Genomic DNA, 12774 nt, shown 5'->3' on the forward strand with positions numbered 1-12774 from the left:
CCTACATGAAGCGTTTCTACTGATGAATTTATGGCACTGCCGACTGTGATTTTACCGGGGTATCTTGCGGGCGCAAACGATTACCGCGAGATGCAGCAAACGTTAATTGACCTCGGAATTTCAGCCGTGACGGTTCCCTTAGTAAAACGAGATTGGTTGCCAACCTTGGGCGGTCGATCGATACTGCCGATTCTAGAAGCGCTCGATCGTACCGTTCAACAAGTCCGGCAAACTTACGCCACCGAGAAAATCAATCTGGTTGGACACTCAGCAGGCGGGTGGATTTCGCGCATTTATCTGGGTGAGAACGCGTATGATGTGCATGGAATGAGCAGCGATCGCACCTATGTCTGGCAAGCGCATCAGTTTGTTTCAACGCTGGTGACACTCGGTACACCGCAAACGAGTTATGAACGCTGGACGCTAAAGAATCTGAATTTCGTCAATTTTACTTATCCCGGTGCGTTTTATCCGCAAGTGAAATATGTCTGTGTCGCGGGTAAATCCATTTTTGGAGCGCGGCGGTTGGGTAGTTGGCTTGCCTACAGCAGCTATCAACTCACTGGAGGACGGGGCGATACTTGGGGCGATGGCATTACGCCGATCGAAGCCGCTCATCTCGAAGGCGCGGAGAATTTGATTTACGAAGGGGTGAGTCATTCACCGCGATCGCCCGGACGCTGGTATGGCTCTGCGGAAGTTGTCAAACAGTGGGCAACTCATCTCAATTGACGCAAAAAAGAGGGGTGTAATCGCACCCCTCTTTGAAGGCTATACCGCTCTACCAGAGTGCGCGAACACCGCCAGAGGTGCCGCTGCTTCCCGAATCACTCTCAGAGGGAGTAGAACTCGGAGTGGTGGATGAATCAGGAGTCGTGGTACTCGGTGCCGTTTGAGTCGAATCAGGAGTCGTGGTACTCGGTGTCGTTTGAGTCGAGTCAGGAGTCGGTGTCGGAGTGGTCTCCGTCGAGCCAGAGGGTGTAGTTGGTACGACTACATCACCAGAGGAACCTCCCGGAGTGGTGGTGGGTGAAGTTGGGCTAGTGGTTTCGGGAGCAGGTGCGACTTGACCCGGTCGGTTAGTCGGTGTGACGGTTGAAGGAGCTGTTTGAGAAGAGGAAGGCGTTGAACCCCCTGCTTCACTAGGACTCGCTTCCACGGGCACCGACGAAGGGTTCGATCGCGGTGAAACCGGTTGCTGTGTTGTCGAACCGCCCGAAGTCGAGCCACCTGTTGTTGAATTTTGTGTTGAATTTTGTGTTGAATTCTGTACTGTTGAGTTTTGGGTTGTCGTTGAAGACTGAGCCGCCCGATTGTAGGGGGCTTCGTTAAAAATACTGGGGTTCGGATTTAGCGGGGATTGCGCCATCACAGGCAGCGACATCAATGATCCAAAGCCAGCAATGCCGATCGTACTCGCTAATTTCTTGATCTTTCCGTTCATCGGTACTCTCCCTTTTGCTTGATGTTGACAAGTTCGGTTGACTGATTGGAACTCACCGAATGGGCGGAAGCGAAATCCGAAGTTGGACTCACAACCATAGGTTGCAGTTTAGGCACTATGAGGGATCAAGGCTCTCTGCCTGTGGTTTGATTTATGCCTAGAAGAAATTTCATAAATTGCTTAGTTTTTGACGACTACCTCTGTCCCCAGACCGACTTTACCGAAGAGTTCTTCAACATCGCGGTTGTACATCCGAATACAGCCATGAGAAGCCGCAGTGCCGACGGATTCTGGATTGGGAGTCCCGTGAAATCCGATCCAGTTTTTTCCGTCTGTCCAAAATCCAATCCAGTATTGTCCGAGTGGATTTTCTGGATCGCCGCCCGGAACCTTTGAGCCATTTAAGGGATGAATCCATTCGGGATTGCGGATTTTTTGCTTCACCGTATAGGTACCGATCGGGGTTTCCCATCCCGGACGACCGACGGCGATCGGGTAGGTTTTGACTCGACGATCGCCCTGATAAACATTCACCCGCCGTTGTTTCAGCCGAATTTCTAATCTCAAAGGTTGTGCGATCTGCTGTGATTCTGGAACGGGTTCAGTAACAGGTTTCGAGAAACTCGGTTGGGGACTTACTAGCGCTGCACAAGCAAGCAAAACTCCTACACACCACACTGTTTTTCGCTGCATCGGTTGTTAGGACAGAACTACACCCAAGACGAAACCAGATTGCGAAACACCGATTCATCTGCCGAAGGCGTGAGATCGGCTTCGTAGAACCTGAAGAAAAGCCGCCTGCTAGCGAACAAGACTCCTCATTTCGCAGTACGGTATCATCGAATCAGTGCATAGGAGGGAGTTATGTCTGAATCCGTCAGTGAAGCCTTTTCGCCTGCGGTGAGCGATCGCATTTGTAGCCACATGAATAAAGATCATGGCGATGCGGTGCTGGTTTACGCGCAATATTTTGGCAAGGTCAAGGATGCAACGACTGCTGAAATGAAGTCGATTGATGAAAAAGGCATGGATCTTTTGGCACAGGTAAACGAAGAAACGGTTCCGGTGCGCGTGACGTTCGATCGCACTCTAAAAGACGCAAAAGAAGCGCACATTATTCTGGTAGAAATGCTGAAGCGCGTTCGACCGAGCGACTAGAGGACGCACAGAAACTTCTTTAGTTCCTGAAATTGTGTGATCACGCTCACGATTTGGGCATTTAAAGGAAGGGTAATCTGATGCTCTTCTGGGCGGACTGCGGTTCGCCCTTTTTCCTGCTTATGCCCCAGAATCATGTTTTTGTTTTTCTCGAAATCTTCTCTTGCGAAGGCGGAATTCAGTCTTATGTCAAAGATATTCTGCGAACCTATTCGCAAATCGATACGCTGAGCGCTGATATCTTTCTTCTACGAGATCGCGCATCCGTCGGAAATCCGTTTGCATCAGAGCGATCGCGGTTTCATTACTGCAAAGATCGATCGCCCAGGTTGGGACGAATGAAGTTAGCGATCGCTCTATTCACGCATCTTTTAAAGCACCGTCCGGACCGAGTTTTTTGCGGTCACATTCTCCTTGCTCCTTTAATTCAAACGCTCTGTAAACCGTTGGGAATTCCTTATACTGTGTTGACCTACGGGAAGGAAGTTTGGGAACCGTTACCGAGTAGAAAACAACGCGCTTTGCAGAATGCCGATCGCGTTTGGGCAATTAGTCGGTATTCGTGCGATCGAGCTTGTGCAGCGAATGGAATTGAGCCTAATAAAGTTGATTTCCTCTTTTGTGCGGTGGATGGTTCCGTGTTTCAACCTCAAGCAAAAGACTCAGAATTGTTGCGGAAATACCAGCTTGAGAATTGCAAGGTTTTAATGACTGTTGCCCGCTTGTGGTCGGGCGATCCCTATAAGGGTGTAGATGTCACAATTCGCGCTTTGCCACAAATTCTCCGAGTGTTTCCCAATGTGAAATATTTGGTGATTGGGCGAGGAGACGATCAGCCACGATTAGCAAAACTGGCGGAAGACTTGGGCGTGAGCGATCACGTTGTGTTTGCCGGATTCGTTGCCGCTGAGGAACTTCCGAAACATTATTGTCTTGCAGATGCGTATGTGATGCCGTCTCAAGAAGGCTTTGGCATTGTGTATTTGGAAGCATTGGCGTGCGGCGTACCTGTGCTTTCAGGGGATGCAGATGGATCGGCAGATCCATTGCAAGATGGGCGTTTAGGGTGGCGAGTTCCGCATCGTGACCCGGATAAAGTGGCGATCGCCTGCATCGAAATGCTCAAAGGCGAGGATCAGCGCTGTGCGGCAGAGTGGTTACGCCAAGAAAGCCTTGCAGCGTTTGGTAAACCTGCGTTTGTTCAGCGCTTAAAGGAACTGACAGGTCTCTAACCGTATCGTAAGGCACGAATTGCCCTCAGAAAAGTGTGATAAAGCTGACACACAAACAATCTTGAGGGCAGGATGATGAGTGGACTAGGTGGCTTAAACAAGACTCCAAACGGTGTGGTTTTGGGGTTGGTGCAGTTGCAGCTTCCGAACGTGGTAACACCCGATGATCTGGCGACACAGACCGATCTCATTTGCCAAATGGTCGGCAAAGCGCGACGAAATATGCCGACTATGGATCTGGTGGTCTTCCCTGAATACTCGCTGCATGGCTTGTCGATGGACACCAATCCAGAAATCATGTGCCGCTTAGACGGAAAAGAAGTCCAAGCGTTTCAGAAAGCTTGCCGGGACAATCACATCTGGGGATGCTTTTCGATCATGGAATACAACCCCCACGGCAATCCCTATAACAGCGGTATCATCATCGACGACACCGGAGAACTGAAACTGTATTACCGCAAGCTGCATCCTTGGGTTCCAGTCGAACCGTGGGAGCCTGGAAACTTGGGAATTCCTGTGTGTGAAGGCCCGAACGGCAGCACGATCGCGCTCATCATTTGTCACGATGGGATGTTCCCGGAAATGGCGCGTGAATGTGCCTACAAAGGTGCAGAAATCATAATTCGTACCGCAGGCTACACCGCTCCAATCCGTCACTCCTGGCAAGTCACCAATCAAGCGAACGCGTTTTGCAATCTGATGTACACTGCCTCGGTGTGTATGTGCGGCACCGATGGCACGTTTGACTCGATGGGTGAAGGTATGTTTGTGAACTTCGACGGCGCGCCGCTGGTGATGGGTAGCCATCGCCCAGATGAGATCATCACCGCAGAGTTACGCCCGGATCTGGTGCGTGAAGCCCGGAAGCATTGGAGCGTTGAAAATAATATCTATCAGTTCGGGCATCGCGGCTACGTGGCGGTAAAAGGTGGAGCGCAAGACTGTCCTTACACTTATATGCAAGATTTAGTCAATGGCAGTTATCGCTTGCCTTGGGAAGACGAAGTGATTTACACCGACGGAACCTCTTGCGGATTCGCGACTCCGACACGATCGTACCGTGGCGAAGAACTCCCGACCTCTGTGACCGGAGGTTAAGCATGATGTTCGTCGAGGCTGATCCGTATCCCTATCCGTTTAATGGCGATCTGCGTCCTGAAAACACGGCGCTGATTGTGATTGATATGCAGACGGACTTCTGTGGCAAGGGCGGGTATGTTGACAAAATGGGCTATGATTTGTCGCTGACCCGCGCTCCGATCGAACCGATCCGCAATCTGTTGACGATCCTGCGATCGCTCAACTACACGATTATTCACACCCGCGAAGGACACCGCCCGGATTTGTCAGATCTACCGGAGAATAAACGCTGGCGATCGCAGCAGATCGGCGCTGGTATTGGTGATCCAGGGCCTTGTGGAAGAATTCTGGTGCGGGGCGAACCTGGATGGGAAATCATTCCTGAACTGGCACCCTTGCCCGGAGAAGTGATCATCGACAAACCCGGAAAAGGATCGTTTTATGCAACCGATCTGGATTTGATTCTGAAACGCAAGAACATTCAGAATTTGATTCTCACCGGAATTACAACCGATGTCTGTGTACACACCACGATGAGAGATGCCAACGATCGCGGCTACGAATGCTTGCTGCTGTCTGATTGTACTGGCGCAACCGATTATGGAAACTACCTTGCAGCGCTCAAGATGATCAAAATGCAGGGCGGCGTCTTTGGGGCAGTCTCTGACTCGATCGCGCTCATCACCGCCCTAAAAGCAGGATTGTGACAGATTATACAATTTGATCAAAGGAAACAGACTTCAATCGATCGCGTTTATTAGTATCCGAAAAAGGAATCAACGATGAGCAAGAATGATGAGCGTCATTCACGAGTTTCCCGCCGTCAGGTTGTGCGGGGGCTCTTGGCGACCGGAGCCTTTGGCGCAACCTCGAAACTCTGGACAGGATGTACGCCGGCTAACAATACAAACACCGCAACAACGACGACAGGTACAAGTCCAGCGGCAGGAAAAGAGCTTGCCATGGGGTTCATCTACGTCGGACCTAAAGATGACTTCGGCTATAATCAGGCGCACTCTCAGGGCAAAGAAGGGTTGAAAGCCCTGAATGTTAAAACGGTCGATCAAGCCAGCGTTCCTGAAACTACCGAAGTCCAAGAAGCCATGCGGAACATGATCGAGCAAGATAAAGCTACGGTCTTGTTTCCAACGTCATTTGGCTACTTCGATCCGCATATTCTCAAACTTGCCGCCGATTACCCTGAAGTGCAGTTCTTCCACTGTGGCGGACTCTATGATGCCAATAAACACCCAAAAAATGTGGGAAGCTACTTCGGCTACATCGACGAAGCCCAATACGTTGCGGGCGTAGTCGCTGGGCACATGAGCAAAACAGGCAAGCTCGGTTTTGTGGCAGCAAAACCGATTCCACAAGTGCTTCGCAACATCAACAGCTTTACGTTAGGCGCACGTAGCATCAAGCCGAACATTACAACTCAGGTGATTTTCACGGGGGATTGGTCGCTGCCGGTCAAAGAAGCTGAAGCCACAAACAGCTTGGTTGACCAAGGCGCAGATGTGATTACCTGCCATGTGGACAGTCCAAAAGTAGTGATGGAAACCGCAGAAAAACGGGGCGTGTTTACGTCGGGCTATCACGCCAACCAGGCATCGCTGGCACCGAAGGGCTATCTGACGGGTGCGGAGTGGGATTGGACAAAGGTGTATAGCGAATACACCAAGATGATTCAAGAAGGTAAGACGCTGATGAATGGTGGGATTCCGCATTTGCTTAGAGGCGGATACAAGGATGGATTCGTGAAGATCTCATCCTTTGGTTCTGCGGTGTCTGATGTTGCGAAAAAAGATGCAGATGCAGCGATCGCGAAAATGCAGTCGGGTTCACTGGTGATTTATAAAGGTGGACTGAAAGATAACACCGGAAAAACAGTCGTTCCAGCAGGTAAAGATTACGGCGCAACTGCGATCGAGCTTGAATCGATGAACTGGCTGGTTGAAGGTGTAGTCGGCAAAACCGCCTAGAAATTCACTGCCACCGCTAAACTCGTAGACGGGATTAGCGGTGGCAAGCATGAACTGGATTTATTTAATTGCAGGATTGAGCCTCGGTTTTGTCGGTGGATGGTTGGCCCGAAAGGCTCCTCAGAATAATCAGGAGCTTGAACTAGCGTATCGATCGCTGCTCGAACTCAGCCAATTCAAAGCGGGATTTCTGGCGCGAACGTCTCATGAATTGCGATCGCCCCTCAACGGCATGATCGGCGCACATCAGCTCATTCTTGCGGACTTGTGTGAATCACCTGAAGAAGAACGCGAATTTATTGCCCAGGCAAATGAGTCTGCACTCAAGCTAGTCAAGCTACTCGATGAGGTTATTCATATTTCTAAAACTGAATACGGAACAGGCAAATTAGACCTACAACCTGTTTCTATTTCTGATGTGTTGGATAATGTATATTCTTTAACGCATCTATTATCGGAAAATCGGAATCTACCCTTTTATTTAGCCTCACCTGATCCTGACCTCAAGGCTATTGCCGATCGCAAATCGCTTTTGCAAGTGTTAACCAGTTTGATTAGCAGCGCGATCGCGACGATGCAGGAAGGCTCGATTAAACTTTCGGCACACGCAGATGCGAATTTTGTGTATATCGATTTGGAAGACGAACGCCCGATTGAGGTTTGGCAAGAAGCGATCGACTTGCTCAAACGAGAAGCGCCACTCGATTTGGAACCGCCCTCGTTAGGATTTAGTCTATTGCTGAATCAGAATCTCATGGAGTTTATGAAGGGTCGGTTAGAATTGGTCAAGCTGCCAATGAACTCAGCAGAAACTATCACTCAACTCCGATGCACTCTGCCTCGAAATGCGGTTCAATCATAAAGCGGTCAGGCTTGATTTGGCATGGATTCTCTCGTTGGTACAACGCTCTCAAATGGTAAATACACCCTGCAAGCGATTATTGGTCAGGGTGGATTCGGCGTGACTTATAAAGCAATTCATCACTTTTTGCATCAAACTGTAGTGATCAAAACGCTGAATGAGTCCCTAAGATTCGAGCGAAATTTTGCCGATTTCGAGCGCAAATTCCAGGATGAAGCGCGGCGGTTGGCGCTGTGTGTGCATCCGAATATTGTGCGCGTGAGTGATTTTTTCATCGAAAGCGATCGCTCGTACATGGTGATGGATTACATTCCCGGCAAAACACTGGAAGAGATCGTTTTTCCGAATCGACCGCTATCGGAAGCGATCGCAATTCACTACATCCGGCAAATCGGCTCAGCGCTGCAAGTGGTTCACCGCAACGGATTGCTGCATCGAGATATCAAACCTGAAAACATTATTATTCGTGAAGGTACCCAAGAAGCCATTCTGATCGATTTTGGCATTGCACGGGAATTCACACCGAATTCAACGCAAACGCATACCCAAATGATGTCGGTCGGATATGCACCGATCGAGCAATATTTCGCTCAGCAAAAACGCAGTCCTGCAAGCGATGTTTACGGCTTAGCTGCAACACTCTACGCATTAGTTACAGCAACCGTTCCGATCGCAGCGATTCTACGAGATCACGAACGAATGCCCGAACCGCGAGAACTCCAACCCTCGGTTAGTCCGGGTGTGAACCAGGCAATTCTGCGGGGGATGGCAATGAACGCCGCCATGCGCTCTGCCAGCGTTGAAGAATGGTTATCCCTTCTGCCACAGGATGCTGTCACGCCGTCACAAACCTTCACTGCTCCTGTAACGCAGGCTTCAAAAGTTTCGACTGCAACTGCCGCAACGATCGCGTATGCCCCAAGAACCGAAGAACCGATCGCAACGACAAATCCAAAATTGCGCCTAGCTTGGCTGCTTGCCGCTTTAACCGGACTCACCTTAACTGGAGTGGCGATCGCACTGCTCTCGCCGCGATCGCGCCAAACATCTGAACCCGCCGTAACGCTGAATTCTCCGAGTCCACTCCCTTCGATTTCGCCTACGCCGTCTGAAGCCCCGAGTCCGTCTCCCGTCCAAATCGACCCGCCCCAACCCAAACCTAGCGCTTCGATTCCGCCATCTCCCAGCCCTGAAGCAACTCCGATCGCGCCGTCTACCCCAGAACCTTCTCAAACAAAAACTCAATCAACGGGTCGTGTTCCTGGTTTCGCAGTTGGCACGTCGGAACAGGAAGTGCGAGCAATTCTGGGAGAGCCTGCACAAACAGGGCGCGGCTATTGGCAAAATACTCGCAGCGCTTTGTATGAAGTTGTACCCGATCAGATTACGCTTGCCTATCTGTACGACCGATCGACAAACCAAATTCGGCAAACTGAGGCATCATTTGCTCAATCGGTTGATGATTTAACGCTGCAAGTGACCGTCAATGGAATGCTAGGTAGCCGTGCCACATCGGAAGTCATCAACGGGTTGAAGCAAGTTTATCGACGAGAACGCAATCGCTATCGATTTCAACAAGGCAATCTCAAAGGTGTCATTGAGCGGAACGAGCGCGATCGGATTTATGTCGGGGTTTGGGACTCAAATTTACATGATTAGACCTTAAGCGGGTGGTATTTCATTCTACTGTCCGAGCTTCTTGCACTTCAGAAACTACGGCAAAATTAAAGAAGCATTATTTACGATCGCTCCTCATACCGAATTAAACATAGAATGCCATACTCAAAGTCCCCCATTCTGGGGGATTTAGGGGGCGAGAATCTGTCGCATCCACAAATCAATCTGGTATCAGGACTGAACTGAAACTCATCTCTCAGTATCCCAATTTGCGATCGCTGATTGAAGCTGTGATCGCCGAATCACTTTCGTCGGTTGAAGCTGGAATTCAACGAACTCAAACACGACTTGAAGCTTTTGAAACTCAATACCAACTCTCAACCGAAGAGTTTCTGAGGCGTTACGAAAATGATGAGCTTCAAGAAACACTTGAGCTTGATGAATGGATCGGTGAATCGCGAATGCTCAAGCGATTACAAGAAAAAGCGACCCGATTAAAAGAGGTTGAATTTGCAGATTGAGCTTTATTTTCAGCAAATTCAAGAAATAATTTCCGTTGATGTAGTATTAAACACCAATAAACGGCATGAAAGGCTTCTCTGCTTCCATGCCGTTAAGCTTTTGAGTTGTCTAACCGATTAGTAGCGATCGCGGGTTCCCGATACATCTGCCGGATCACGATATGCAGTTGCACCCGTCGAAGAATGCTCATCGCGGCTGCTCTTGCGTCCCATCAAACCGAACAATCCGAGCAAGCCCAACAGACCCCAGTAACCGTTGCGTCCTTCTTGGTGATAACCTGCATCTTGAGTAGTCGTGCCGGTTCCAGTCCCGGTTCCAGTTCCGGTTCCAGTTCCGGTTTGGCTCATTGCAGGCAGCGACATCGGAGCCAAAATCAAAGCAGAAGCTAATGCGAGTTTTGCAGCAAATTTAGTCATTGTTTTTATCCTTTTATCAACTTTGAACAGCTTCAGAATATAAACTTCAAACTCCAAATTAATCTGACTAAAGCTTGAGAAGTGACTCTGTTGTTAGAGCTATTTCGTGGTTACAAACATCGGCCGTTCGAGCGATGGAATATTTCAAAACCGTTACATTCATTGGGATTGCGGCTATACCAGATCCCCTCCAGTGATAGGCTAAGAAACGTAGAAAACAAAAGGTTTTATCAAGAGGCTTCTGCATGACGGGTTCTTCGCAACTTCCACTTTTGTTACGGGCAGCACGGGGCGAAGTGTTAGATCGTCCCCCAGTTTGGATGATGCGACAGGCTGGTCGCTACATGAAAGCCTATCGAGATCTGCGCGATCGCTATCCGTCGTTCCGCGAACGCTCTGAAATTCCAGAGGTCGCGATCGAGGTGTCGCTGCAACCTTGGAGAGCTTTCAAGCCCGATGGCGTGATTCTGTTTTCCGACATTGTGACTCCGCTTCCCGGTCTCGGAATCGAGATGGACATCGCTGAGGGAAAAGGCCCGATCATTGCTGATCCGATTCGCACTCAAGCACAGATCGATCGACTGCATCCGCTCGTTCCCGAAGAAACGATGCCGTTTATCAAAACGATTTTGAAGTCTCTGCGCGAAGAAGTCAAAAATGAAGCAACGGTTCTGGGATTTGTCGGTGCGCCTTGGACATTAGCGGCTTACGCCGTCGAAGGCAAAGGATCGAAGACCTATTCGATCATCAAAAACATGGCATTTTCTGATCCGGCGATTCTGCATCAATTGTTGTCGAAGCTGGCAGATGCGATCGCGACTTACGCTTGCTATCAAATCGACTGTGGTGCACAAGTGATCCAAATGTTCGATTCTTGGGCAGGACAACTTAGCCCTCAAGATTACGATACGTTTGCGTTGCCGTATCAACAGCAGGTGTTCCGCAAGATTAAACAGGTGCATCCGGACACGCCGCTCATTCTGTTGGTGACAGGAAGCGCTGGACTCCTAGAACGCATGGCAAAAGCGGGAGCGGATATCTTGACGATCGATTGGACGGTCGATATGGCGGATGCTCGCGCTCGACTCGGTAAAGAGATGAAGGTGCAAGGCAACCTTGATCCGGGTGTGTTGTTTGGATCGAAGGAATTTATCCGCGATCGCATTCTCGACACGATTCGCAAAGCAGGCAACCGTGGTCACATTTTGAACCTCGGACACGGCATTCTCCCCAATACCCCGGAGGAAAATGCAGCCTACTTCTTTGAGACGGCGAAGCAAGTGGATCAGCTTCTTGCTGCTGCACGTTGATGAAATTTCGACGATGAAAGGCATTGAGCGGATCAGAATTGGGCAGAACCGTTTATTCTGTTAATTCATAGGGTTTCCTCCTGCACTTTGTCTTTCATCATTCATCCCTGAATTCCTCAATGAGCAAGCGAATCTTCGTGACAGGTGCAAGTGGTTGCATTGGTCACTATCTTGTCGAAGCCCTGATTCAAAACACTCGACATGAACTGTTTCTGCTCGTTCGTGATGCTAGCAAGATCAAGATTGATCTGACGGCGCGATCGGGCATTACTGTAATTGAGTCAGATTTGCGTGAGATTGAGCAACATCGAGAACTTCTAAGCACGATCGATTGTGTGATACTAGCGGCGACAGCTTGGGGCGGAGAAGGGATTCAAGAAGTCAATGTGCAAAGCAATCTGCAATTGCTCTCGATGCTTGATCCAGAGCGCGTCGAGCAAGTGATCTATTTTTCGACCGCTAGTATTCTCGATCGCAACAATCAACTGCTGCCTGAAGCATTTACGATCGGCAACGATTATCTGAAATCCAAGTATACCTGTTACGAGAAGTTAGCCGGGTTGGCGATCGCACCTAAAATTACCAAGCTGTTCCCGACCTTAGTGATCGGCGGTGGAGAGTGTTATCCTTACTCGGCGGTGACAACTGGAATTCCAGAGGTGGCAAGGTGGGCGAAGCTGATTCGCTTTTTCCGTGCTGATGGCAGTTTTCACTTTATTCACGCTCATGATATTGCTCAAGTGGTGCGGCATTTTGTGGATCACCCGCCGAAGGAAAAGAGTTTTGTAGTGGGCAATCAGAAAATTACGGTCAATCAGGTATTTGATGAGCTTTGTTTCTACCGGGGCCTCAAGCCGATGCTGGGCTTTCCGTTGCTTCTACTTGCGGATCTGGTGATTTTTCTGTTTCGGATTCAGATGGGCGAGTGGGATCGGTTTGCGTTGCGCTACCGTCACTTTATCCACCAAAATCCGATTAGTCCCGCTACGTTTGGTATGGAGAACTATTGCTCAACGATCGAAGATGTGTTGAAGCTGAGCGGCGTTCGCAGAAAGCGATGAATTTTGGCTGTTGGAATGAATGTGCTTTGAAATTTGATTTGATCAACTTAAATCAGAACGCTGTATGATGACCCAAATGTTAGGGTAGCG

At 49.5% G+C, this 12774-nt stretch carries 14 protein-coding genes; 11 read left to right on the forward strand and 3 right to left on the reverse strand.

Annotated elements, in window-relative coordinates; genetic code table 11:
* Positions 1-30: 30 nt before the first annotated feature.
* Positions 31-732 (forward strand): alpha/beta hydrolase, encoded by a 702-nt coding sequence (locus tag H6F51_12395; GenBank protein MBD1823279.1) that lies wholly within the window; start codon positions 31-33, stop codon positions 730-732.
* A 49-nt stretch (positions 733-781) separates the two neighbouring features.
* Here H6F51_12395 and H6F51_12400 read toward each other — a convergent pair whose 3' ends face one another.
* Together H6F51_12400 and H6F51_12405 are read right to left on the reverse strand one after the other, a co-directional pair.
* On the reverse strand, positions 782-1444 hold the full coding sequence (locus tag H6F51_12400) for a hypothetical protein (protein ID MBD1823280.1): 663 nt from the start codon (positions 1442-1444) through the stop codon (positions 782-784).
* A gap of 180 nt (positions 1445-1624) precedes the next feature.
* A complete protein-coding gene (locus H6F51_12405) occupies positions 1625-2137 on the reverse strand; it encodes a L,D-transpeptidase (protein ID MBD1823281.1) in 513 nt (170 codons plus the stop codon).
* A gap of 171 nt (positions 2138-2308) precedes the next feature.
* Between H6F51_12405 and H6F51_12410 the strand changes: the two genes are divergently transcribed.
* The 8 genes from H6F51_12410 (at position 2309) to H6F51_12445 (ending at position 9896) form a co-directional block, all read left to right on the forward strand.
* The gene (locus H6F51_12410; GenBank protein MBD1823282.1) at positions 2309-2602 is read left to right on the forward strand and encodes a DUF2470 domain-containing protein; all 294 of its coding nucleotides are present in this window, start codon (positions 2309-2311) and stop codon (positions 2600-2602) included.
* 80 nt (positions 2603-2682) lie between these two features.
* The gene (locus tag H6F51_12415) at positions 2683-3834 is read left to right on the forward strand and encodes a glycosyltransferase family 4 protein (protein ID MBD1823283.1); all 1152 of its coding nucleotides are present in this window, start codon (positions 2683-2685) and stop codon (positions 3832-3834) included.
* Between the two features lie 75 nt (positions 3835-3909).
* Positions 3910-4932 (forward strand): formamidase, encoded by a 1023-nt coding sequence (locus tag H6F51_12420; protein MBD1823284.1) that lies wholly within the window; start codon positions 3910-3912, stop codon positions 4930-4932.
* Positions 4933-4937: 5 nt separating this feature from the next.
* Complete coding sequence (locus H6F51_12425; GenBank protein MBD1823285.1) at positions 4938-5621, forward strand: cysteine hydrolase; 684 nt, start codon at positions 4938-4940, stop codon at positions 5619-5621.
* A gap of 75 nt (positions 5622-5696) precedes the next feature.
* Positions 5697-6896 carry a BMP family ABC transporter substrate-binding protein gene (locus H6F51_12430; protein MBD1823286.1) on the forward strand — a complete coding sequence of 400 codons (1200 nt, stop codon included), beginning with the start codon at positions 5697-5699 and terminating at the stop codon, positions 6894-6896.
* A 40-nt stretch (positions 6897-6936) separates the two neighbouring features.
* Positions 6937-7758: a HAMP domain-containing histidine kinase gene (locus H6F51_12435; protein ID MBD1823287.1), complete on the forward strand. Its 822-nt coding sequence runs from the start codon at positions 6937-6939 to the stop codon at positions 7756-7758.
* 21 nt (positions 7759-7779) lie between these two features.
* Positions 7780-9417 (forward strand): serine/threonine protein kinase, encoded by a 1638-nt coding sequence (locus H6F51_12440; GenBank protein ID MBD1823288.1) that lies wholly within the window; start codon positions 7780-7782, stop codon positions 9415-9417.
* 188 nt (positions 9418-9605) lie between these two features.
* Positions 9606-9896 (forward strand): hypothetical protein, encoded by a 291-nt coding sequence (locus H6F51_12445; protein MBD1823289.1) that lies wholly within the window; start codon positions 9606-9608, stop codon positions 9894-9896.
* Between the two features lie 117 nt (positions 9897-10013).
* Here the strand turns inward: H6F51_12445 and H6F51_12450 are convergent, their stop codons facing one another.
* Complete coding sequence (locus tag H6F51_12450) at positions 10014-10313, reverse strand: hypothetical protein (protein MBD1823290.1); 300 nt, start codon at positions 10311-10313, stop codon at positions 10014-10016.
* Positions 10314-10558: 245 nt separating this feature from the next.
* Between H6F51_12450 and H6F51_12455 the strand changes: the two genes are divergently transcribed.
* A complete protein-coding gene (locus tag H6F51_12455; GenBank protein ID MBD1823291.1) occupies positions 10559-11623 on the forward strand; it encodes a uroporphyrinogen decarboxylase in 1065 nt (354 codons plus the stop codon).
* Between the two features lie 119 nt (positions 11624-11742).
* Complete coding sequence (locus H6F51_12460; GenBank protein MBD1823292.1) at positions 11743-12684, forward strand: NAD(P)-dependent oxidoreductase; 942 nt, start codon at positions 11743-11745, stop codon at positions 12682-12684.
* Positions 12685-12774 lie beyond the last annotated feature (90 nt).

The sequence above is a fragment of the Cyanobacteria bacterium FACHB-DQ100 genome (assembly GCA_014695195.1).
In the GTDB taxonomy this organism is placed as follows: Bacteria; Cyanobacteriota; Cyanobacteriia; order Leptolyngbyales; family Leptolyngbyaceae; genus Leptolyngbya.